At 61.6% G+C, this 20,762-nt stretch carries 25 protein-coding genes; 15 read left to right on the plus strand and 10 right to left on the minus strand.

Features of this window, described 5'->3' with window-relative positions; genetic code table 11:
- Positions 1-64 precede the first annotated feature (64 nt).
- The 3 genes from ACIGJE_RS24015 to ACIGJE_RS24025 all read right to left on the minus strand — a co-directional run bounded on the left by ACIGJE_RS24015 (position 65) and on the right by ACIGJE_RS24025 (position 2,579).
- The gene (locus ACIGJE_RS24015; protein WP_376717803.1) at positions 65-505 is read right to left on the minus strand and encodes a Ros/MucR family transcriptional regulator; all 441 of its coding nucleotides are present in this window, start codon (positions 503-505) and stop codon (positions 65-67) included.
- 180 nt (positions 506-685) lie between these two features.
- Positions 686-1,009: a hypothetical protein gene (locus ACIGJE_RS24020; RefSeq protein WP_483678860.1), complete on the minus strand. Its 324-nt coding sequence runs from the start codon at positions 1,007-1,009 to the stop codon at positions 686-688.
- Between the two features lie 46 nt (positions 1,010-1,055).
- Complete coding sequence (locus ACIGJE_RS24025) at positions 1,056-2,579, minus strand: MFS transporter (protein ID WP_311945162.1); 1,524 nt, start codon at positions 2,577-2,579, stop codon at positions 1,056-1,058.
- A 137-nt stretch (positions 2,580-2,716) separates the two neighbouring features.
- Here ACIGJE_RS24025 and ACIGJE_RS24030 point away from each other — a divergent pair, with 137 nt between their 5' ends.
- Positions 2,717-3,346 carry a TetR/AcrR family transcriptional regulator gene (locus ACIGJE_RS24030; protein WP_311945160.1) on the plus strand — a complete coding sequence of 210 codons (630 nt, stop codon included), beginning with the start codon at positions 2,717-2,719 and terminating at the stop codon, positions 3,344-3,346.
- A gap of 97 nt (positions 3,347-3,443) precedes the next feature.
- On the opposite strand, the gene ACIGJE_RS24035 is transcribed toward ACIGJE_RS24030, so the two are convergent.
- Positions 3,444-3,665, minus strand: coding sequence for a hypothetical protein (locus ACIGJE_RS24035; protein ID WP_311945159.1), 222 nt, complete (start codon positions 3,663-3,665; stop codon positions 3,444-3,446).
- 432 nt (positions 3,666-4,097) lie between these two features.
- On the opposite strand from ACIGJE_RS24035, the gene ACIGJE_RS24040 reads away from it, so the two are divergent.
- On the plus strand, positions 4,098-4,538 hold the full coding sequence (locus ACIGJE_RS24040; protein ID WP_311945157.1) for a baeRF12 domain-containing protein: 441 nt from the start codon (positions 4,098-4,100) through the stop codon (positions 4,536-4,538).
- An 80-nt stretch (positions 4,539-4,618) separates the two neighbouring features.
- Here ACIGJE_RS24040 and ACIGJE_RS24045 read toward each other — a convergent pair whose 3' ends face one another.
- From ACIGJE_RS24045 to ACIGJE_RS24055, 3 genes are all read right to left on the minus strand, one after another.
- Positions 4,619-5,311 (minus strand): alpha/beta hydrolase, encoded by a 693-nt coding sequence (locus ACIGJE_RS24045; protein ID WP_415086473.1) that lies wholly within the window; start codon positions 5,309-5,311, stop codon positions 4,619-4,621.
- Positions 5,312-5,521: 210 nt separating this feature from the next.
- On the minus strand, positions 5,522-5,866 hold the full coding sequence (locus ACIGJE_RS24050) for a hypothetical protein (protein ID WP_415086471.1): 345 nt from the start codon (positions 5,864-5,866) through the stop codon (positions 5,522-5,524).
- Positions 5,867-6,011: 145 nt separating this feature from the next.
- Positions 6,012-6,764 carry a hypothetical protein gene (locus tag ACIGJE_RS24055; protein ID WP_415086469.1) on the minus strand — a complete coding sequence of 251 codons (753 nt, stop codon included), beginning with the start codon at positions 6,762-6,764 and terminating at the stop codon, positions 6,012-6,014.
- 549 nt (positions 6,765-7,313) lie between these two features.
- Between ACIGJE_RS24055 and ACIGJE_RS24060 the strand changes: the two genes are divergently transcribed.
- Together ACIGJE_RS24060 and ACIGJE_RS24065 are read left to right on the plus strand one after the other, a co-directional pair.
- The gene (locus tag ACIGJE_RS24060; protein ID WP_483678864.1) at positions 7,314-7,868 is read left to right on the plus strand and encodes a class I SAM-dependent methyltransferase; all 555 of its coding nucleotides are present in this window, start codon (positions 7,314-7,316) and stop codon (positions 7,866-7,868) included.
- Between the two features lie 437 nt (positions 7,869-8,305).
- Positions 8,306-8,911: a hypothetical protein gene (locus tag ACIGJE_RS24065; RefSeq protein ID WP_415086465.1), complete on the plus strand. Its 606-nt coding sequence runs from the start codon at positions 8,306-8,308 to the stop codon at positions 8,909-8,911.
- A gap of 340 nt (positions 8,912-9,251) precedes the next feature.
- Here ACIGJE_RS24065 and ACIGJE_RS24070 read toward each other — a convergent pair whose 3' ends face one another.
- Both ACIGJE_RS24070 and ACIGJE_RS24075 read right to left on the minus strand, forming a co-directional pair.
- Positions 9,252-10,493: a tyrosine-type recombinase/integrase gene (locus ACIGJE_RS24070; RefSeq protein ID WP_483678866.1), complete on the minus strand. Its 1,242-nt coding sequence runs from the start codon at positions 10,491-10,493 to the stop codon at positions 9,252-9,254.
- An 11-nt stretch (positions 10,494-10,504) separates the two neighbouring features.
- A complete protein-coding gene (locus ACIGJE_RS24075) occupies positions 10,505-11,146 on the minus strand; it encodes a hypothetical protein (protein ID WP_483678868.1) in 642 nt (213 codons plus the stop codon).
- Positions 11,147-11,274: 128 nt separating this feature from the next.
- Here ACIGJE_RS24075 and ACIGJE_RS24080 point away from each other — a divergent pair, with 128 nt between their 5' ends.
- The 11 genes from ACIGJE_RS24080 (at position 11,275) to ACIGJE_RS24130 (ending at position 20,028) form a co-directional block, all read left to right on the plus strand.
- On the plus strand, positions 11,275-11,502 hold the full coding sequence (locus tag ACIGJE_RS24080; protein ID WP_483678869.1) for a DNA-binding protein: 228 nt from the start codon (positions 11,275-11,277) through the stop codon (positions 11,500-11,502).
- 2 nt (positions 11,503-11,504) lie between these two features.
- Positions 11,505-11,816 (plus strand): hypothetical protein, encoded by a 312-nt coding sequence (locus ACIGJE_RS24085; RefSeq protein ID WP_483678871.1) that lies wholly within the window; start codon positions 11,505-11,507, stop codon positions 11,814-11,816.
- 228 nt (positions 11,817-12,044) lie between these two features.
- The gene (locus ACIGJE_RS24090) at positions 12,045-12,425 is read left to right on the plus strand and encodes a DUF6074 family protein (RefSeq protein ID WP_483678873.1); all 381 of its coding nucleotides are present in this window, start codon (positions 12,045-12,047) and stop codon (positions 12,423-12,425) included.
- A gap of 80 nt (positions 12,426-12,505) precedes the next feature.
- Positions 12,506-13,384 (plus strand): hypothetical protein, encoded by an 879-nt coding sequence (locus tag ACIGJE_RS24095; RefSeq protein WP_483678874.1) that lies wholly within the window; start codon positions 12,506-12,508, stop codon positions 13,382-13,384.
- Positions 13,385-13,436: 52 nt separating this feature from the next.
- Positions 13,437-13,691, plus strand: a complete 255-nt coding sequence (locus tag ACIGJE_RS24100) for a type IV toxin-antitoxin system AbiEi family antitoxin domain-containing protein (RefSeq protein WP_483678876.1) — start codon at positions 13,437-13,439, stop codon at positions 13,689-13,691.
- A gap of 53 nt (positions 13,692-13,744) precedes the next feature.
- Positions 13,745-14,011, plus strand: coding sequence for a hypothetical protein (locus ACIGJE_RS24105; RefSeq protein WP_483678877.1), 267 nt, complete (start codon positions 13,745-13,747; stop codon positions 14,009-14,011).
- A gap of 148 nt (positions 14,012-14,159) precedes the next feature.
- The gene (locus tag ACIGJE_RS24110) at positions 14,160-14,633 is read left to right on the plus strand and encodes a hypothetical protein (protein WP_483678879.1); all 474 of its coding nucleotides are present in this window, start codon (positions 14,160-14,162) and stop codon (positions 14,631-14,633) included.
- A gap of 351 nt (positions 14,634-14,984) precedes the next feature.
- Complete coding sequence (locus tag ACIGJE_RS24115) at positions 14,985-15,452, plus strand: hypothetical protein (RefSeq protein ID WP_483678880.1); 468 nt, start codon at positions 14,985-14,987, stop codon at positions 15,450-15,452.
- A 7-nt stretch (positions 15,453-15,459) separates the two neighbouring features.
- On the plus strand, positions 15,460-17,418 hold the full coding sequence (locus ACIGJE_RS24120) for a phage tail tape measure protein (protein WP_483678882.1): 1,959 nt from the start codon (positions 15,460-15,462) through the stop codon (positions 17,416-17,418).
- A 28-nt stretch (positions 17,419-17,446) separates the two neighbouring features.
- A complete protein-coding gene (locus ACIGJE_RS24125; RefSeq protein ID WP_483678884.1) occupies positions 17,447-19,495 on the plus strand; it encodes a prohead protease/major capsid protein fusion protein in 2,049 nt (682 codons plus the stop codon).
- Between the two features lie 65 nt (positions 19,496-19,560).
- Entirely contained in the window at positions 19,561-20,028 is a 468-nt protein-coding gene (locus tag ACIGJE_RS24130; protein ID WP_483678885.1) for a hypothetical protein, read from the plus strand.
- Between the two features lie 457 nt (positions 20,029-20,485).
- Here ACIGJE_RS24130 and ACIGJE_RS24135 read toward each other — a convergent pair whose 3' ends face one another.
- On the minus strand, positions 20,486-20,713 hold the full coding sequence (locus tag ACIGJE_RS24135) for a hypothetical protein (protein ID WP_483678887.1): 228 nt from the start codon (positions 20,711-20,713) through the stop codon (positions 20,486-20,488).
- Between the last annotated feature and the right edge of the window lie 49 nt (positions 20,714-20,762).

Below are 20,762 nucleotides of genomic sequence, written 5' to 3' on the forward strand. Positions count from 1 at the left end.
AAGGCCTGAGGGACCCGCATGGAATCCCTCAGGCCTTTTGCGTGAGATGCGACGAAAAGTGCCCTCACCCAGCCTTGGCGGTCTTGGCCGGCGGGTTGTTGCGGCCCCAGCGCAACGACCCGAGGCCTGCAGCCTTGGCGAGGCGCGAGCGTTCCGCAGCATAATTCGGTGCAACCATGGGATAGTCCTCCGCGAGGCCCCATTTGCTACGGTATTCCTCCGGCGACATATTGTATTTGCTGCGCAGATGCCGCCTCAGCGATTTGAATTTCTGGCCATCTTCCAGGCAGACGATGAAATCGGGCGTCACGGACTTGCGTACTGGTACGGCTGGACGCAACGGTGTCGCTTCCTCGACTACCGGCTGTTCGCGAAGCTTGGACAGGCTGTCGTGAACCATTGATATGAAAGATGGCAATCCGTCCGTCGGAATAGAATTGTTAGCGACGTAAGCTGCGACGATATCCACCGTAACATCGATTAAATTATTGTCAGCTTCCTGCATATCCGGAATGATCCCCGAGTTACGTTTGATGAAAGCAGCATTTTGCCACGTTGGGGCAAAAAAGCACATTACATTTCGTTATAGTTAGGAACCTCTGCCTGGACCGACTGCCGACGACCGCGACATATTGAGGCAGCCTGACACCTAAGCCGGGAATATTTGTCCAAATACCATCCCTCCTCATTCGTCAGACATGATTTGGTGACCTGACGCAGGATAACCCGCGCGATCACCGCGCTTCTTCTCCCAACCGGCATCGGCGCCCTGGGTTGCATGAATCAGCTCGTGAGGGGCTTGTTTTTTGAAGAAACGGCCATCGGTGCGGGCAGCGTTCGCTTTCGACCGCCCCTTGGTTCCCATCCCTGCCGGCAGGGCTTGAGGCACTCGCATGCCGATGGATGAAAGCCTCGCCGGCCCGCAACCAGGTGTGATCACAATTGCGTGTTCAGCCCAATCGCGCCGGTCGGTGCACGGACGCCGCCTGCCGATGAAGGCATTCGGCATGGCCCCGCGACAGAATCGCATCGGCAGGCTCCTTCCTTTGAAGAGGTCAGGCATCGTCGAGGGCGGGATGTGGTCCTGGGCGCTGCGCGCGGATATGCAAGGCGAGTATCAACACCAGGGCCGCTACCAGCCCGACCAGACCGGCAAGGACGATGGCGAGGCGGAACCCATCCGCGAAAGCATGGGCGAGCAGGTGCCGGAAGTCGTCTGCAGCCATGGCCAGGCCAGCTGGCACCTGATGCCGCCGTACGGCGACGCTGGCCAGTGCAAGCGACGATGTCTGCCCGGTTTCGGCCAGGGCCTGTGCCATCGTCGCCACCGCGCGTCCCGCCATCATGGTGCCGAGCAAGGCGATGCCGATGGTCATGCCCCCCTGCCGCAGAGCGTTCATGGTTGCGGATGCGGCGCCAGAGCGTGTTCGCGGAGCAGAGGCCATGACGGCTGCGCTGGTTGCCGGCACCGCCAGCCCCATGCCGATTCCAAGCAGCGTGAAAAGCGGCGCGATGGCGACATACGACGTATCCGGCTCGAACCGTGACATCATCAGCATGGCGCCGCCGAGCAACGTATAGCCGAGCAGCATCAGACGCTGCAGGCCATAGCGGGCGGAGAGCCGGCCGAACAGCACCGCCGTTACCGCCATGGCGGCAAAGACCGGTGCCATGCGCCAGCCGGCCTGCATGGCCGGCCATCCCTGCGCCTGCTGCAGGAAGAGCGAGAAGAAGAACAGACTGCTATAGCCGGACACGCCGAGAGCGAAGGAAGCGAAATTGAGCGAGGCAAAAGGGATGTTACGGAAGAGATCGATCGGCAGCACAGGACGACTCGCTTTGCCCTCGATCACGATGAAGGCCGGCAGGGCCAGTGCGGCGATCGCCAGTGCCCCGAGTGTCGTGGGCGCGGTCCAGCCTGCCTGCCCCGCAGCGATCAGCGCATAGGTCAGCGTACCCAGGAACAGAATGCTGAGAAACTGGCCCGGCGGGTCAAGTGCGGCCTGACCGGGATCGGCACTTTCGGCGATGCCGACCAGCCCGAGGCCGAAGGCGAGCACGCCGAGCGGCAGATTCACCAGGAAGATGCTGGGCCAACCGACATTGTCGACCAATAGCCCACCCAGCATCGGGCCGAGAATTAGCGAAACGGCACTGAAGGATGACCAGCCACCGATGATGTGCGCACGCTCGGCGGGATCAGGATAGGCCTGCGTGAGGATCGATAACGCGCCCGGGATGACCAGAGCACCCGCGACGCCCTGAAGGGCACTGCCTGCCACCAGCACGGTGAGGGACGGCGCTGCGGCACAGATCGCCGATCCCAGAGTGAACAGGCCGATACCCGTAAGCCAGGCGCGCTTGCGCCCATAGCGGTCTCCAAGGGGACCGGCCGAGAGCATGAAGGCTGAAAGGCACAGGGCGTAGGAGCCAACCACCCATTGCAGATCGGAAAGTTCGGCGTCGAGCCCCTTCTGGATGGCCGGGAGCGCGACCGTGACGATACTGATCGCCAAGGTCGCCATGAAAGTGCCGAGATAGATCGCGGCGACAGCGGTTTTTCTGCGCAAGGGGGACATGACCGTCACTGGACAGGAGAGACTTTCAGCATCGATACATATCGACCGACGGTCGGTCAATTGTTATAAGCTATTCCAAAATCGTTCTAAACATGACAGAAAGTCATTCATTCGGACTCGGATGGAAGAGGCTGGGCATGGCCGGAAAGATGGGAGGCACCGGTGTGCCGCTGCGAGGCGAGCGACCGCGCCAACGGCGTATCCAGCCGGCCGAGGTGCGGGTCGACGACCTGATGTCCGCAGCAGCAGAGCTCTTCATTGCCCGTGGCATCGAGGCCACCACGGTCGACCATATCGTGGCACGCGCGGGTGTGGCCAAGGGCACCTTCTACCATTATTTCGATACCAAGACGGATGTCATCCGCGCCCTGCGCGAACGCTTCTCGCAGGATTTCCTGTCCCGGGTTGCTGCGGCCATCGACGCCTGCCCTCGCGACGACCATGCCGCGCGGCTTTCAGCCTGGATCAGCGGCGCCGTTGCGACCTATCTGGCGAATTTCCAGCTCCACGACGTGGTCTTCCACGATTTCCCCCATAGCCAACGGCAGTCGCGCGAGAAGGACGCCGTCATCGCCCAGCTCGCCACGCTGCTCGACGAGGGGCGGGCCGCGGGAGTCTGGGCCGTTCCGCAAAGCCGCGCCGTGGCGCTCATCCTGTTCGACGGCATGCACGGTGTCGTCGACGATGCCATCGCAGCGGGAGAGCATGCGCCCGAACCGCTATGCCACCTGCTGTCCGGCCTGTTTTTGCGCATGCTCGCGACCTGATCCGGCCGGGAGGGCAGCAGCATCCGAAGGCACCGGGCATCCTCTTCCTGACGAAACAGGCATCGACAATGCACCACCGCACTCTGGGGCCGCACACCTAGCGCAGCGGCTGGCCAAGCGATACAGAGCGGCCCGGCCCCGACATCGGCCTTTTCCTCAAGGTGGCGGATTCTGCAATCATGGTCACCAGGATCGCGATCGCCAGAACGGCGACGATGCAGACGGAGAAATGGAATTGCCGGCCGGCATCGCCCCTTGAGACGCGGCGCAGGCGATGGTTTTCCTCGGTGAAGTCCAACAGCGTTTCGTCGCGAGGCATGGCAGCACTCCCTCTGTCACGACAGGCTTCCGATGCCTCTCAATGACAGCGGACCGGTGCTCCGCTCTGTGCGAAATAGCACAGCAGTCTTATGAATTCCTGGCGTTTCGGCTCAAGAAATGACGGTACATTTTGGTTCAAAATAGGAGACAACGATCGTAAAATGCGCGGAATCAAGGCGTTATTGGAGGAAGCAATTCTACGGGAATGCATGCCATTTGGATCCGCGAAAGCGACCGTGCACCCTTACGCTGCGATATCGCTTATTTCCTGTGATCGATCTCCACCCCGCAGGAATCGCGACGACATCGCAGGATGGGAGCTTCGTCAATCGACGCACCCTGCCGCGGAGCAACAAACCTGGCATCCCGCGCCTAATATAGGAACATTTGAGCGCCTGGATGCATTTGCTTGCAAAGAGGTATTGCAACCATGATCCTAGACGACAAGAACACCCTCGTGCTGGTCGGTGATGGCAGGAAGGCGCTTTTTCTGCGCCAGATCGGCCATGGCAACAAGGCCAGTCTCGCCGTGGACCAGGTCCTGCAGGAAGACAACCCTGCCACACGGGAGCAGGGCACAGACCAGCCCGGGCGTACCGGCACAGGCAGCAATGGCCGTACCAGCGCCATCAAGGAAACAGACTGGCATCGGCTGGGTGAAGAACGCTTTGCGGCCGGGCTCGCCGAAATACTCTATCGACGCGCTCATGCCGGCCAATTCGACAGGCTGGTCGTGATCGCCCCGCCAAAGGTGCTCGGCGACCTGCGCCAGGCCTTCCACCAGGAAGTCCTGGAACGCGTCAGCCGTGAAATCCCCAAACAGCTGACCTCGCATCCGATCGAGGATATCGCGAGGATGCTGCGGGAATAGTCACACCATCATCCGCTTCGGCCGGCCACAATGCCGATCCGGGATCGGATCGGCATTGTGGCCCGGGCCTTGCAAATGTCCTATCCGACCGCGCTCGCGGCTTCGTCGATCAGCTGGCTGACCTCAGCCGGCCTGGAAGCGAGCGAAGCATGGCTGGCCTCGAGCGTGATGACCTTGCGCGGATTCATGCGCCCGGACATGCGCTTCTGGTTGTCGGGGGCGATCATGCGGTCGTGGCTGGAAATCTGGTACCAGACCGGCTTCACCTTCCAGGCCGGTGCAGTGACGTTGTCGCCGAAGGTGGAGGCCAGCGGCGCCTTCTGGGTGACAGCCATGATCCGGGCTTCCTCGGCGCTCAGATCCTGGCAGAAACTTTCGCCGAACTTGTCATATTTGATCCAGAGATAGCCATCGCTGTCCGGCGCGATGTTCGGAAACGCCTCGGGCGGGAGCTGTTGGCTGATTGCACCGGGGCTCTCGCCGGCGTCGGGTGCGAAGGCGGCGATGTAGACCAGGCCCGCCACGTTCGGCAGGCCGCCGACCTCGGTGATCACCGCACCCCCATAGGAATGGCCGACCAGCACCACCCTGCCTTCCTGCTGCTTGACCATCTGGCGGGTACGCTCGGCATCATCCGCCAAGCCGGTGAGCGGCAATTCCACGGCACGGACCTTGTCATACCCCAGGCGCGTGAGTTCCGTGATCACCTTGGCCCAGTGAGCCGCCCCGCCCCAGAAGCCATGGACCAGCACAATCGTCGTATCCTTAGCCATCGTATTCCTCACCCGTGTTGAGCGCGCATGCGCAGGCACCATCCTATCGCGCTTTTGTTTCGGCTCTGCATGAAACGACGCAAAGGAGGAGCGCGGGCCCGCCACGCGCCTGGACGGCGGCCCCCTCATCCTGAGCACCCCTGCGGGCGGAATGACCCGCCCGTGTCTCCCGCTGCGATCGTGGTTTCGAGACTGCCCCATCGGCGCCCATCACGGGGCTGGGCCGCACAACTCGTAGAGTGCCTGGCCCATCGTCGCATTGACCGGGCGCGATCTGGCCTGGGGATGGCGATCCACATAGCGGCCGAGCAGCTCCACTGCCGCCCTGTCGGTCATGCCGGCAAGGCACTGCCGGCGGTGGCGCGTGATACTGCAGCCGTCACCGAGGCAGGTCGAGAGCTGCTCCATCACGATGGCCAGCGCGAAACCCCGCCGATAGTCGTCGGGCCAGGCGAGCCAGGCATCATAGCTCTGCGCCTGCGCCGGGCCGCTGCAGGACCAGAGCGCTACCCCCATGAGCAATCGGCTCGCCGAAAGCCAGCTGCCGCTCTTCATCGCGTGCTCCCGACATTCCGGATTGCAATGTCGCATCTTTTGCCGAAAGCCGGCAGACTTTTCAGGTTGGAAAAACACGCCCAAACAAGCTGTTGCGGACGAGGCCCGCTTCGCCGGCTCGCTTCCCGCCTCGGCCGGGAGGTCCCTATTTGAACGGGCGCGCCCATTCGGCAAGCCTGCGCCTGAAGGCCGGCGGCCAGGCCTTCACGTCCGGCCGGACGGCGATGGGCTTGTTGCTCTCCTTCCAGGCCAGAAAAGCCTGCTTCTTCGAGACGTCGACGATGTAGAATGCCGTCTCGTCCGGGCAGCGGATCTTCAGGCAGGACGAGCCGATCACCGCATCGCCCTCGACGTCGACGCTGCCCAAACCGTTCAGCAGGCGCTTGAATGTCGCCTCGTCCGGCCCGAGCATCTCGACCAGCCGGCTGGCGATCGTGCCATAGCTGAAGATCTGGCTGGGATGCTGCGCCTTCAGGTCGAGCGCGTTTTGCCAGATCATCGGATCGGGCGCGGTAGCCGTTGTCTGCGGGGCGGAAAAACCCGTCTCCGGCAGCCATACCCATCGGGTGCCGTTGCCATAGGACGTGGTCTCCTCGAAGACGAAGCCGACACCGGAACTCGTGAATTCCACGTTTTGGCACTCCCCGATGGGGCCATCGAAACGGGCCGGCTTGCCCGGCGGGAAAGCAATGATGAACCGGGCGGGGGCGCAGGCATTGCCGCCGCTGCCGGCATAGCCGATCGCATAGCCCATCCCACCGATGACACCGATCTTCTCGAGGGCGATCACCCCGTTCTCGGCGACGATCTTGCCCTCGACCTCGAGCTGGCGGCCGTCATCGTCGGTCTCGATCAAGGCTATCTTGCGTCCGAACAGCTCCAGAGGCTGCCAGCGCACGGGCTTTCCGGCATGGGCAGACGCCGCCAGGAATAGGCCCAGCCCTATTCCCAGGCAGAGTGTCCCGGCAGGACCGACGCGAAGGGATGGCACATTGCTGTTGCCTGTTGCTCGTTCCCACGGGCCAGCCGCCAGAAACCTGCCCCGCCTCATCGCACCCAGCATCGATGTACTCCTGCCAGACAGGCGTCGATAACGGGCATCTAATAGCACCCGGCCCGCCGCCGCCACTGTTCCGGCCGGAGCAGTTCGGGCCGCAAACCGCCGCTCCGGTTACGGCGCGCTATTTCAACTGGTTCCGCCCGGAGGCTGTTCGACGCGTCCAACCAACTGTCTCCCGAAGTACGAAGCAAAGGCCCAGCTTCGCCCACCCGGCATAGATCCAGTGACGCATTGATCTTGCGGGCGCAGCGTATACGAATTCCCCCTCTGCTCACGCCGGATCATCTTGGCACGTGGAGCAATAGGAATGCTTCGAATAGTCTGGACAATGTCTTTACGCTCGTGGATAGCATGGGCCCAGGCAAAGCAATGCAAGAGAGAAGCCATATGTTTCCGGACCCCAGAGGAATGTTGCTGCAAGTGCTGCCAAAGGGAGGCATTGGTGTCGAAATAGGTGTTCTCATGGGCGACTTCTCCGCCCAATTGCTGCAGATCACACAACCCAGGAAACTATATCTGGTCGACCCATGGATGCATTTCGACGATGCTGCGCACACGACAACCCTTTATGGCGGGCCGGCTTTTACGCGCGAGGAAGTCGAAGGGCGCTATCCTCGAGTCGTCGAACGATTTCGCGAACAGGCACAAGCCGGACTTGTCGAGATCGTTCGAGACTTCTCCACCAACTGGGCCAATAAGGTTGGGGATGCGACGCTCGACTATGTCTATGTCGACGGCGATCATAACAAGGATGCCGTTACCGCCGATATTGATGCGTTCTGGCCGAAATTGAAGCCCGGCGGCATCATGGCTTTCGACGACTACACATTGAGCGGATGGTGGAAAGATGGCGTGGTCGCGCCCGTTCACGCCTTGCTCGGCCGTGAGCGCTGCCAATTGGAATTGGCGGTCGGCAGCCAGGTCGCCGTGCGCAAGCTGTAGCGCTGGATGTGCCTTCCTGTCATACAAGCCTCCCGTTGCAGGAGGTCGGTCCCGTAGGCGGAACAGGTCACCGATTGATAGTTGATGAAAGAGGGAGGCCCGGGCGGACGGTTGCTGAGGCTGTCATCCGGGCCTCCGGCCTCCATCCTCGTCAGGCGGGAAGCGCACCGAGGCTATCCTGTGACCCGGTTCAGGAGCAATCGCCTCTTTAGTACTAGTGCTTCCAGATGCGAAGGCCCGGCAGTTCCGTCTTCGTTGAACGGACAGTTGCTCCCAATAACGTCATCCGGCTTTGCCCAATATCCGTTCTGCAGCACCTCATGCGTTTGTGGCCCGGCGAGGCATGCGCCATTGCCCGCACCGACGATAAACGTATAGCCTGCCAAAGGGCCCTACTACCGCAGCTGACAGTTTGAGAACCAGGAGGAATGCAAGGAATGCGACAGGCTGGAACGGCACCGCTTCATCCGCTCAAACTTGCCTTGCTGGGCGCGCTTGCCGTTCTTGCGCCCCCCGTGAACGCTAAAGATCTTTCCGATTTTGAGCGCATACTTCCCAAAAGCATTGCGGGCATGACTCAGGTCAAGATCCATAAAACAGCGACGGACGGGCAAGTCATTGCCTTTTACGGAGGCAAGGCGGGACGAGCCACGGTCTTCATCCTGCCCGTAAGCGGCGAGGATGCCCATGGCGTCACCCGGGCCTCGCAGGCCGTGCTCCTGGATGCCACGGCGGCGGGACTCAAGGAGGGTACCAAGGCACTGGGAGATAGCTACTGGACAGGCTCGGTTCAAACGCACACGCTCAAGGCCGACAATATTGAGATGGCCTGCACCAAGGTGGAAATGCGGCAGGCTGGCGAGAAGGGACCGCCAGACCAGATGCGTCTGATGGATCGCCGTTGCTTCACCCAGGTAGGAGACGTTGTGATCGGGACCTATGTGACGACGCCGTTCAAGGAGTCGCTTCGATCTGCGCTGGAAAAGGACCAGCTCATCTTCTGTGGTGCCTTCACCTCGGCGATGATCAATGAAAAGCGATAGAAACGACTTTCCAGCACCGCCAAGACCGCGTCCTATGACATTTTTGTCTATCTGCGATCGTGCCCGGCCGCGCTCCAATCCGTAGAGACTGCGGCCAGTCAGGTCGTCGAGGTTCGGCACTAGGCAAGCTGTTCAACCAACGGTTGGCGCAAGAAGCGTTTCGGCTTCTCGCAAGTGCCGCGCACGAAAATCTCGCCGCGGTTCGATTGTCTTTTCTATGAGAGAGATGGTAGCGGGAGAGGGACTTGAACCCCCGACACGCGGATTATGATGCCGTAGCCTGCTATTGAAATTGTTGGTCTTTTTGGCCCTATGCAGCAATCATGTTGCAGTCAGCAGGTCACCGACCCATCAGTAAGGCTTCGGCGGCGGCCATCGCTGAACCGTCATCCCCCCTCGGAAACAGGTGTCCGTAGGTATCGAGTGTCATGGCGATTGTCGAGTGCCCGAGCCTCTCCTGAACAACCTTCGGCGGCAATCCTAGCCCGCCATCCTCCGTCCTATTGATGCACCAAGAGGCATAAAAGTGTCGCAAGGCATGGAGGCCGGTATATTTTGCCCGCAGGATCGCCTTTCCCTTCTCATCGATCTGCCCTGTATCAGCTGTGACGCCGGCCACCACCTGCGGCGGTGTCAGCCCGCGATTGATGATGTTGGCATGGCTTTCCGGCTTGCCGGATCCGTTGGGGAACACGTAATGCAGTTCCTTGATGGGATCGTCCGCAGCGTTGCGCCGGCCGGTGTCTCGCCTGGGGCAGACCAGTTTCCATTCCCGTAGGGCGTTGGACACCAGTGGCGGGATTGGAACCTTGCGTTCCCCAGCCTCAGACTTCGGCCGGCCCACATCATCGAACCTATCGACCCGCTGCACGACGCTGATCTCCATCGTGGACAGATCGACATCAATCCAGCGAAGGCCGCGAAGCTCAGAAGATCGCAGGCCGGTGAAAATGGCAGTCAGGATTAGAGGACGCCAGCGGCCATCCAGCTTAGCGACAAGCCTGCGGATTTCATCGGGCAACGGGATGTCGACGCCCACCTTCAACTTGCCTCTGACGCGACCGTCGGCCTGGCGGTCCCTGCCCTTCCGTCGCGCGCCGCGCATATCACGGACAGGGTTGCGGACGGCAAGACCGCGCTCGGTCGCATCGGCCAAAATTGAGCCGAGAGACCCAAGCACCTTGCGGATCATCGCGGGCGACCGGCCGTCGGCGCGCAACTTGTCCTCGAAATCACGAACCGCCGGCACGTTCAGCTTGGTCAGGAGAACAGTGCCGATCAGCGGTTCGATGTGGAACTTGAGGTGCTGTTTGCGCTGATCAATCGTCGAGCGCTCCAACCCGGCCGCTTCGCCGGCCGCGATCCAGAACTTGCCGGCCTTGGCGACAGTGGCGCTGTCGCGATCAGCGACGTGGACACCGTCGCGGACCTCGATCTTCGCAGTGGCCGCGAATTGATCGGCATCCTTCTTCTTGCCGAAAGTCTTGAGGCGCCGTGCTCCCTTCGTGTCAAAGTAGTCGACGACCCACGCCTCTTTCTCGGCCCCCTTGGCGTTCGTCCATCTACGCTTTCGAATAGCCATTCCGCCCTCCCTTAGGATGTGCCCTTGCCAGCGTTGCGAGCGCGCAGTGCTGCAACGCGGCAACGGTTGGAACAATAAGCAGATGATGATCGACGTCCCGTCGTCGGGCCCGTCAGAAAGGCACTGCCACAGCGCTCGCAGCGCTGCATCGCCGCCCCGGCTTCCATGGCCATCGCGACTTCGCATTTCATGAGTGCAGCAAGACTGCCTGGCTTGAAAACCAAGCGTTGCCGACGATCGCTTTCATTCCATTCCAGAGACGGAAAGCACGATGCAGTGTGCAGGTGCTCTTGCGCCCAGGCTATCCAGGCAGCGTCGTCGACGACGTCGAGTAGCTCCATACCAGCGGTAAGGTCATCGCGCATATCCGACAGCGCCGACACGAGTTCGCCGCGCTGATCGTGGTTGTAGCCAAGCACTTCAAGGACACCGAACCGCGCCACGAAGTCGGCCATAGTCTTCTCAGAATGCGCGTTGATCAGGCGAATAGAAACCGGATCGCTGAGGTCTCTTGCACGGATCGGCACGGGCATAAGGCGTTCGGTCTTACCTCGAATTGCGTCTCCCCTCACATCGTATCCGGGAAAAGCTTCGGAAGCGGACACGACTTCGACCCCGTCAGCCGGCCGCTTCCAGTCCAATGACAACTGCATGGTTCGCTTGTACCTCTAATTCTCGCATGTAACGCCTATAGGAAAATAACCGTTGCACTCTTTCGCTGCAAAAGTCTACAGCTAGTTACGGTAAATTTCTAATTATCGTTGCAAGAGGAGTTAGCGCGATGCAAACCGATGTCGATATCGGGAAGACCGGCGACGGAGATCAGCCGGATATCGTGTGGGGAGCAGCGGCGATCGGCGACGTCATCGGTGCCACAGCGCGCCAGACATTCACGCTGATCTACAACAAAGCGATCCCGGTGAAGCGGATCGGCGGTCGCTACGCCGCGAGCCGCCAGGAACTGCTGGATTTTTTTCGCAAGGGGCTTGTCAACGAGGCGGAGGGCTGACGATGGGCAAGATGAAGATCGAGACCCTGCGGGCACGGTATGGGCACCTGCCCAAATGGCAACAGCCCGATGAACTCTTGACCGACGCCGAGCAGGCCGCACGCAAATTTTGGGCGCACGCCAGTGGATTGCCACTGCTGCTCAACGAGTTTGATGCCGATGTCTTCTTCGCCATGACTGCCAACCACGACGCGGTCTGGGGCGACAACGCGGAGGATACACTGGGCCACATCCTTTCCGTGCTAGCCGTGACCTTCAGTGCGCTCGCAGCCGCGCACAAGCGCTACGGGGCAGTCGATGGCCAGACAGCTTAACTGGAGCCGCGCCACGTCCCGCTCCCGGGCTGCGCGCCAGGGCGTCGACGATATCACCATTGACGGCCTGCCAGGGGGCCTTGCGCCGCCCCGTCAGCGGATCAGCAAGGCCGACCAGCGCGCGGCCCTGGCAGTAGCCATGAACCATGTCACTCGTCGGATCGAATGCCGCTGCGGGCACTCCGGCACGGTGGTGGTGCCGTCGGTTTGGGCGGGACGGCGGTTGCGATGCAGCGTCTGTGGGGAGATCGCAAGATGACACATGATGACTTTATGGAGGCGCTGAAGCATCATCTCGCCCGCTGCCGCCCCGAACGGGCGGCAGGGGTGGTGATCTTCCCCAGGCACCTCAATCGCCGCTTGATCGCCAAGATCGCGCATGAGGCGATGTGGCCCCACGGCGACGGTGATGCAGCAATTTGGCGGGCGAACCTCAAGATCGCCGACGAACTCCGGCGCCAAGGCGCGACGGATAGCGATCTGCTCGATGAGTTGCGCCGGTTTAATGACCGCGTCGACGAGGCGATGGCTACCGAAAGCGCCCAGCGTGGGGGCCGGGAAACGGGAAGGCCCCCGCAGAGGCCGGCTGGCCCTGGCGGTGCCGCATGAGAGCGCGGGTCAAGAAGATCAGCGCTGAACCATCTTCGGCCTTTCTCCTAGGGGAAAGGCAAGCTGCGGATCGCACATCCTTGGCGAAGCTGGATCCACCGGATGGGGCCCGGGTCGTCAAAAGCGGCCAATCCATTCTCGGATACGAGATCAAGAAATCACGGGGCCGGCGCGGTGGTAAAGGGGCACTTCGCCGAGCCGAGGTGCAACATATCATCGCCCACCGTTTCGGCGGTCCTTGCGATACCGACGATGGTGACCGGTACCTTGCGGCTGTCGCCACCTATATGCCGGAAGACGATGCTGTCAGGTGGGCGTCGACGTGGCTCCCCCGAATGGAACCGGACGAAGCCCGTGCGATCATTCGGAAGCTCCATGACACCAAGGCCACCTTCACCGCCGACCAGGTCGCCGAGTTACTCGGCATAGATAGCGCGTTACGTCTCACGCTGAAGCTGACGACGATCGGCGCAATCGACTTCGGCAAGACGAAGCGCAAAGGACTGCGCAAAGAGAAGCAGCGGATCCGAGAGGCGGAGCGGAGACTGAAGAACGGCGCGCAGCCGCATGCGTTGTCGTTGTCCCGAACTCAGCCTTGGCTCGCTATGGGCATCAGCAGGAGCAAATATTATCGGGACCAGCGGTCAGGCAAAATCAGCGTCCAGCCTGACACAAATTCATGCGCTGACACAAATTCGTGCGCAGCGTCTTACGTAGTAAGACACGGAGGGCATGAAACTGTGCCACCACCCATATCAAAACATCGAACCGGTCGCAGCGGCGGTCGGCGTCAAGCCGATCCGACGCGGGCACAATTGAGCACCGAGATTACAGGCGCCGTCGCGGATGAACTCGACACGTTGTTGCCTTGTGGCATCCGGGTACTCGAAGCCGATGACCTTGCGATCCTCACTTTCGACTACGCTGCGGCATTGCTGAGAGCAAGGCGGGTTGCCTGAAGGTGGGGCGCCCCCGGGCGCGCCCCACCCCATCTGCGCCATTGGAACGAACATGACAAAACGCCTCCGATTAAACGACGTCCTGGCCAGCAGCTTGCCAGCACCACCGACCGGCCGTGGTGCTACCAACACCGCGATCATGGTCGCGCTGCGCACCGCCGGCCGGCCGCTGTCTCCGCTAGAGATCCTGGCCGCGACCGGGCTCGACTACGTCGCCCTGCGCCGTCAGTTGTCACGGCTGGCGCGCCGGGGTGAGATCGAGCGCGTCGCCCAAGGATTGTACATAGCAGCGACGTGTAAGGTGTAATCCACCGCGAATTGATGTAGAAAGAGACAACGTCCATAATGCGAGTGGTGCAGATGATCACCGCCCCAACCAATCGCGCCGCCCATGCGCCTCTCAACCGCGACGATGCGTACGATCTCTACAAGCGGGCGCTTGATGTGCTTAATGACGACGGGGTCTGGGTGACTTCTGCCTGGTCTGCTCAGATCTGGACCGAGGTCTACTCTGGCGAGCACCGTGACCCCGTGGTCATTGCCCAAGTCGTTCGCCAGACGATGCATAGCCTTGGCTGCCTTGACCGCCAGCCGGTCGCCCGGCCACGACGTCGACGGGCAGCGTGAAGCGGCGGGGCATCGGCCCCCGCCGCTCCGCCCACCCCGGGTAGGTTCTTTCCGACCCCTCCCCCCTGGTGCGGGCACGCCGCCCCCTCGATTTGGGACTGTTCCTGATTTTCGTTTTCGCGTTTCCACTTCACCACGGAGGCCTCACGTGATCCCCGAAACTGCCCCAGCCGATGAGATTGGCGCCCTGCTGAACATCACCGGCCGTCGGGTCCGACAGATCGCCGCCGAACGCGGAATAGCTGCCGCCGGCCGCAACAAGTTCCCCATAGCACCGCTGATCCAGGCTGCACTCGCTCAAGCGCAAGAAGCCCGCGATCCCGGTCCATTGGCGGAAGCCAGGGCGCGTGCAATCGCTGCCAGGGCTCGCGTGCATGAACTTCAAGCTGCCAAGCTCGACGGTGAGCTGATCGACATGTCCGAACATCTTGCCGTTGTGGATACGCTGACGGGGCACTGCTTGGATGCTCTCATTGGACTGCCTGCCCGGTTATCGCGGGACCCTCGTGAACGGCGCAGGATTGAAGCCGTGATCGATGATGTCCGGAAAGACGTTGCAGAGAAACTCGCCAAGATTGCACCGGAGTGGCCAACCGCCGAAGCGGATCTCCCGACTGCCTGAGCTTGACCTTCATTAGATGACAATCGGCCCCTCCGGGGGCCGATTGCATTTCGGCCGTTATTCTACACCCCTGAAGCAGGCGGGACAAATCGACCAAGAGTTTCGTGAATTGCCGGGCCGCCGTCTTCGCAGAATAGACATGTAAAAATTTCACATGTCAGCTAAATATTTCCATGTGTTTCCGCGCGTTTCCATTTTTTACTTTTTAATACATTTTCCATCATTACAATATGTATTGTCACATCTAGCGATATATCATATTTTGCACTTGCAACTGGTCGTTGCGAGCGTCGGCGGTGGGGAGCCTCCGCCCATGTCGGGCCGCCGACGCACCCACTCAATTGAGAACCGATGTCCACGAAGCGCGTGACCCGTACGGAACTTGCCGCCTCCCTCGGCCTCACCCCGGCCGATTTCGATCGGTTGGTCGCAGATGGGATCTTGCCCGCCCGGGGCCGACGGGGCTGGGACCTGGCCGACTGCCAGCAGCGCTTGGCCTTGGCCGCCACCGCCGACCGCTTCGGCTCCACCCCCGCATGGCTGCAATTCCTCGACGACTTCGAGCGCTTGGCCCGCGAAGCCTCGGCCGCCTTGGCTAAGGCCCTCGCAGAACTGACGCCGGAGACAGCCCGATCCGCAGCTGACGCCGGCGCCGCCTACTTCAGCGCATGGTCATTCTGCATCGCCACCCTGGCTGACCGCCTTCCGCCCCAGATGGGCCCCGCCGTCCACGCCCTCAACATCGACGCCTTTTCCGCCGGCCTCGCCGCCGTCGGCCAAGTGCTGGACGACCGCTCTGCCGTCCGATTTTTGAACTGAGGTCGCCATGCCTACACTGACTTCCGAGCTCGTCGCCCGCCTCAAAGATCACATCAGCGCCCCAGCTGCGAAAGCAGGGGCTGCCCTTGAGCGGCTGAAGCGCCGGGCCGGCACGGCAAGAAGCTCTGACTTTTTCGGGCGAATGAATGCACGAGCTTCCGAAACCGCGCGCAGCATGCTGGCCTTCGGCGGCGCCGCTGGGGCCGCTGCCTTCGCGGCCAAATCCTACAGGGATTTTGCCCAGTTCGATCGCCAGATGACGCGGATCGGCATCACTGCCGATGCCAGCGCCCAGGAAGTGGCACAGGCGAAGAAGCAGGTCCGCGATATTGCCAATCAGTACGGCCTTGAGACGGCCGAAACGGTGCGCGGCCTCGACAGCCTCACTGCAGCTGGGCGCAATATGAAGGATGCCCTGGCCTTCCTGCCATCGGTTTCGGCAACGGCGCAGGCTTCGGGGGCAGATGTCGCTGACATGGCCAGCTCTGCCGACGCACTGGGATCGAACCTGAAGGTCAATGCTGGCGAAATGCAGCAAGCCTTCGACATCCTTGCGGCGGCCGGTAAAGCCGGCAAGTTCGAACTCAAGGATATGGCGCGGTACCTGCCGTCCTTGGCGGCCGGCGCCAATGCGGTGGGCCTGAAAGGGCTGGATGGCACCAAGCGCGTCGCCGCGATGTTGCAGGTGATCAGGACCCAGACGGGAACCGCCGAGGAAGCCGCGACGGCCCTGCAGAATGTTTTCCAGAAGATGCAGTCCGACGCGACCGTCAAAAAATTCGGAAAGATGGGCGTCAATCTCGAAGCCGGGCTCGCCAAGGCGAAAAAGCAGGGCAAGGACGTTCTAGAAGTCTTTCTGGACCTGTCAGAGCAAGCGCTGAAGGGCGATCTATCGAAAATCCCGCAGCTGTTTAACGACATGCAAATGGCCCAAGGCATGCGGGCACTGATCTCGCAGCGCCAAATGCTTCGCGAATTGCAGGGGCAGCTGGGCAACGTCGCCGGTACCGTCCAAAAGGACCTAGCAAAGGTCCAGGCCGATGCGATGTCCGGGTTGACCAAGCTTGAGAATGCAGTCGGTGCCACCGCAAACGCGATGGGAAATGCCATGCACAAGGGAGGCGTCACGACCTTCCTGACGGAACTGACGACGGAACTCGATAAAGCGGCCACAGCCATCGAAACCCTCTCCAAGCACATGGAGAAGGGGCCTCTCGGCTTCATGGACGGCTTCCATGAAATGAATGAGCAGGCCGCCAATGACCCCACGAAAAAGGGCTGGCTGGCCGGCAAGGGTGAGCCCTTCAAGGCCAAAACGAAAGCGCTGATCGACGAACGCAAGTTGGGCCGGCCGAACACGACCGAATACAACGCCGCCGTTGAGGAAGCCCGCTTTTCGCGAGAGGCGATGGCCGACATTGACGATGGCGGCGGCCCCGCCAGCGACGCCCAGCGCGTCGACTATGCCGGATACAAAAAGCGGATGGAGACAGCGAATGCCTTCATCGCTGCCGAAAACGCCAAATGGCAGGCCCGGCTAAAAGATCTCGATGCGCAGATCGCCGATCGAGAGGCGCAGACATTCCAGTCCGAGCACCCTGACTTCAAAGCCCCAGCCCGACCCTTCTCACCGACCCCAACCCCAGAAAGTCGGGCTCGCCAGGCCGTACCCTTGCCCGTCGCTCGGCCGACCGAAATCGGCGGCACGCCACCGCCGCCGGTGGCACCCCAGGTAGACGCTTCCCAGGTCTCAGCGGCCACGAAACAGGTCGACGACCTGCACGCCAAAATCACCGAGACCAACGGGATCTCCGCGACGGTCAACGTGAACCCGGGCGGAATGCCCGGGGTCATCTCCGATCTTCAGCGGATCATCTCGATGATCGATCGGATCAACAATTCATCGGTCCGAATGCCATCCGGCAGCAGCGGTGGCGGCAGCTATTCCGACGAAGGGGTCCACTGAGCCCGAACCGGGCTCGACAGGAGCGAAAATGAACGCACACACCACAACCGTTGAATTGCCAGCGATGCGCCGATCGGCCGAAGTCCGGGCGGCATCGTATAGCGAGGTCGACAACACCATCGATGTGATCTGGACCACGGGCGCCAAGGTTCGGCGCCGGGACTGGGATGATGGCCCGTACGACGAAGAATTGATCGTCAGCGCCAGTGCGGTGCGGCTGGATCGGCTCAACGCCGGGGCACCGTTCCTGAACACCCACGGATCTTACGACCTGTCCGACGTGATCGGTTCCGTCGTGCCAGGATCCGCCACGATCCGGGCCGGCAAGGGCTATGCCACGATCAAATTATCCGACGCTGTCGCCGACGCGGACGTCGTAGGCAAGATCCGATCCGGAGTGATCCGTAACATCTCAGTCGGCTACCGGATCCACCGTGTCGAAAAGACAGAAGGCCAGGACGCCGCGCTGTGGCGAGTGGTGGACTGGGAGCCGATGGAAATCTCGGCCGTGCCCATCCCTGCCGATCCCGGCGCCCAAGTCAGATCAGCAGATGACGATGAAACGTTCCCATGCCTGATGTCGCGAGCATCTGGAACGAACACCAACGCGACCCGCCCGAAAGGAGGGCACTCCATGTCTGAAATTCGAGACACCACCGATATCGACGAGACCGATGAAACCAACGAGGTCTCCGTTCGAGCCGAACGCAAGCGCGTTTCGGAGATCCTTGCACTTGCCACCCGTTTCAACGAGCGCGAACTCGGCGACCATCATATCGCGGCAGGATCCCCGGTTAGGGTCTTCCGGGAAGATCTGATCAACAAGCGATACGAGGATCAACAGAGGCAGTTCCCGAATGGCATCAACAGTTCCATCGGGCTCGATCCATACACCGGTCTCGCCCCGCGCACCGGCCTTGCCCGCAATGGCGTCTACGGTCCGGCGAATGCTGAAAAGCGCGGCGAGGCCATCGCCACCGCCTTGCTTCACCGCTACGACGCTGGCAAGTATCAGCTGACGGACGATGCCCGGTCCTTCCGGGGCCAGACCCTGATGGAAATTGGCCGCGCCTGCCTTGAAGCCGAGGGTGTCCGCACCGATGGCCTCGGCCGTCTGGAGATCGCCCAGCGCGCCCTTGGAGCGGCTACCCGGTCGGGTGGCATGATGTCGACGTCCGACTTCCCGAATATCCTGGCCAATGTGGCGAACAAGACCCTGCGCGACGCCTATGAAGCGGCCCCGCAGACTTTCCGCCCGATCGTCCGCGAGACCACTGTTCCAGACTTCAAGGAGGTCAGCCGTAATCAGCTGGGCGAGGCCCCACAGCTGGAGAAGGTCAACGAACACGGCGAATTCAAGCGCGGTTCGATGGGCGAGGCCGTCGAGAAATATCAGGTCTCGACCTTCGGCAAGGTCGTGGCGATCACTCGCCAGGTGCTCATCAACGACGACCTCAATGCCTTCACCCGCCTGCCGATGGCTTTCGGCATCCAGGCTGCCAACCTTGAAAGCGACCTGGTCTGGGCACAGATCCTGTCGAACCCGACGATGGGCGATGGCAACCCGCTCTTCCACGCCAAGCATGGCAATCTCACTGCTGCCGCTGGGATCAGCATCGATAGCATCGCCGCCGGCCGGGAACTGATGCGCCTCCAAAAGGGCCTCGACGGGGTGACCAGCCTCAACATCACCCCTGGCTTCTTGATCACCTCAGTAGCGGCCGAGACGAAGGCGGCCCAGCTGCTGACCCAGATCACGCCGGCCCAGATCGCCAATGCGGTGCCCGGCTACATGAAACTGTTGACCGCGATCTCCGAGCCCAGGCTCGACAATGGTTTCGTCAATCCAGCAAATGGTCAGGCGGTCGCCGGATCCAGGTTCGCGTGGTACTTGGCCGCCGCCCCCGGCGCGATCGACACTGTCGAGCTCGCCTATCTGGAAGGCAATCGCGGCGTCTACACCGAGACCCGCACCGGCTTCGACATCGATGGTGTCGAGGTCAAAGTCCGCATGGACGTCGGTGCAAAAACGATCGATTGGCGAGGCCTCCTCAAGAACCCCGCGACGGCCCTCTGACCGATCACCCGACGACGGGCGCCTTCGCGGGCGCCCGTTTCTCTTCACAGCCACGGAGGCAAACGATGCCGAATATCGGCTGGACCAAACTCCTGACCACCCTTGGCCTCGACGCCAACATTGCAATCTCACTGATCCAGTCCGGTTATCTTCCCCAGGGCGGGCCTGACGGGTGGGATGTTGACGAATGTCGGTTGCATCTCGGCCTCGCTTTCGCAGCCCAAGATGGCGAATTCGGCGACGAGTGGCGGGCTGCCGCCGAGGCCCTTGCCGATCTCAATAGGTTGTCGAATGAGGCGATCGAAGCAGCCCAAGCCGCACCGTCGAAAGAGAGCATCGATGCCGCCGCCAAGGCCGGCAATCGGTTCTTCCGCCTCTACAACCTGTTCGCCGCCTGCATCGGCCACATGGATGGCGTGGATCCGTCCTACAAGCGCGGCGCCTTCGAGAAAGCGCTGTTCGATTACGACGACACTCTCGCCCGCCTTCTCCGCGATCTCGATGGCCGGGCTTCCGCCCGGTTCTTGCAGTAGCCCGCGCCCCGGCCTGATCGGGCCGGCCACGGCTGGCCCCACACTCTTCGCAGCGCGCCCTTTAGGGCGCGTTTTGCTTATCACAAGCATCGTGTACCGTGAGGCGGGTACGAACCACCACAAATGCAAGGTATTGCGATGAACGATCTCAAGATTGTAGCGCTCTTAGGCGGGGCAGTGACACTGCTGGTGCTGTTCGCTGGCGCGCCTGGTGCAGCCCTTTTGTGCGCCCTACTAGCCGGCGCAGCAATCGTACTGGACTGCGAAATCACACGGCTAGGTTGAAGGCCTAGTCGTTGAGGGATCCCGATCAGCCGTCCTGGATCCCGTCCCGCAGCAGCATCGAGGCCACCCGATTGCGACCGCCGTCGGCCTGGTAGCGCGACCTCCAGACACCCTCGCGATTTGACAATCGAAGGTGTCAGGACGATTGATTGGAGAATGAAAGCGCTGCGGCTCAGGGATTGGGCGTCATGGCTTTGGGTTTGGGGTTGAGCAAAGGAACCCTGGTTCTTGCTGCCGCTGCAATAGCGGGCTGGACCTTGGCCATGTCGACCGGCCAAACTGTGGCTACCTGCCCACTCTCGCCGGTCCATTTCCCGTTCAGCTGGTCTTGCGGAGTATTCCTGCCTGCTTGGTTTATCTCGGTAATGAGCACGGCGACGTTGTTCTTGGACAAGCTCATGCCGTGGCTTAGATCCAATCTGAAAGCGAGACGTGACGTCGTTCGATCC

This window comes from Labrys sp. E2SS-1L, from assembly GCF_057073705.1.

Coding starts and splice junctions, on each gene's coding strand:
- ACIGJE_RS24015 (WP_376717803.1), bottom strand. CDS start 505: ATGCAGGAAGCTGACAATAATTTAATCGATGTTACGGTGGATATCGTC.
- ACIGJE_RS24020 (WP_483678860.1), bottom strand. CDS start 1,009: ATGCCGAATGCCTTCATCGGCAGGCGGCGTCCGTGCACCGACCGGCGC.
- ACIGJE_RS24025 (WP_311945162.1), bottom strand. CDS start 2,579: ATGTCCCCCTTGCGCAGAAAAACCGCTGTCGCCGCGATCTATCTCGGC.
- ACIGJE_RS24030 (WP_311945160.1), top strand. CDS start 2,717: ATGGCCGGAAAGATGGGAGGCACCGGTGTGCCGCTGCGAGGCGAGCGA.
- ACIGJE_RS24035 (WP_311945159.1), bottom strand. CDS start 3,665: ATGCCTCGCGACGAAACGCTGTTGGACTTCACCGAGGAAAACCATCGC.
- ACIGJE_RS24040 (WP_311945157.1), top strand. CDS start 4,098: ATGATCCTAGACGACAAGAACACCCTCGTGCTGGTCGGTGATGGCAGG.
- ACIGJE_RS24045 (WP_415086473.1), bottom strand. CDS start 5,311: ATGGCTAAGGATACGACGATTGTGCTGGTCCATGGCTTCTGGGGCGGG.
- ACIGJE_RS24050 (WP_415086471.1), bottom strand. CDS start 5,866: ATGAAGAGCGGCAGCTGGCTTTCGGCGAGCCGATTGCTCATGGGGGTA.
- ACIGJE_RS24060 (WP_483678864.1), top strand. CDS start 7,314: ATGTTTCCGGACCCCAGAGGAATGTTGCTGCAAGTGCTGCCAAAGGGA.
- ACIGJE_RS24065 (WP_415086465.1), top strand. CDS start 8,306: ATGCGACAGGCTGGAACGGCACCGCTTCATCCGCTCAAACTTGCCTTG.
- ACIGJE_RS24070 (WP_483678866.1), bottom strand. CDS start 10,493: ATGGCTATTCGAAAGCGTAGATGGACGAACGCCAAGGGGGCCGAGAAA.
- ACIGJE_RS24075 (WP_483678868.1), bottom strand. CDS start 11,146: ATGCAGTTGTCATTGGACTGGAAGCGGCCGGCTGACGGGGTCGAAGTC.
- ACIGJE_RS24080 (WP_483678869.1), top strand. CDS start 11,275: ATGCAAACCGATGTCGATATCGGGAAGACCGGCGACGGAGATCAGCCG.
- ACIGJE_RS24085 (WP_483678871.1), top strand. CDS start 11,505: ATGGGCAAGATGAAGATCGAGACCCTGCGGGCACGGTATGGGCACCTG.
- ACIGJE_RS24090 (WP_483678873.1), top strand. CDS start 12,045: ATGCAGCGTCTGTGGGGAGATCGCAAGATGACACATGATGACTTTATG.
- ACIGJE_RS24100 (WP_483678876.1), top strand. CDS start 13,437: ATGACAAAACGCCTCCGATTAAACGACGTCCTGGCCAGCAGCTTGCCA.
- ACIGJE_RS24105 (WP_483678877.1), top strand. CDS start 13,745: ATGATCACCGCCCCAACCAATCGCGCCGCCCATGCGCCTCTCAACCGC.
- ACIGJE_RS24115 (WP_483678880.1), top strand. CDS start 14,985: ATGTCCACGAAGCGCGTGACCCGTACGGAACTTGCCGCCTCCCTCGGC.
- ACIGJE_RS24120 (WP_483678882.1), top strand. CDS start 15,460: ATGCCTACACTGACTTCCGAGCTCGTCGCCCGCCTCAAAGATCACATC.
- ACIGJE_RS24125 (WP_483678884.1), top strand. CDS start 17,447: ATGAACGCACACACCACAACCGTTGAATTGCCAGCGATGCGCCGATCG.
- ACIGJE_RS24130 (WP_483678885.1), top strand. CDS start 19,561: ATGCCGAATATCGGCTGGACCAAACTCCTGACCACCCTTGGCCTCGAC.
- ACIGJE_RS24135 (WP_483678887.1), bottom strand. CDS start 20,713: ATGAGCTTGTCCAAGAACAACGTCGCCGTGCTCATTACCGAGATAAAC.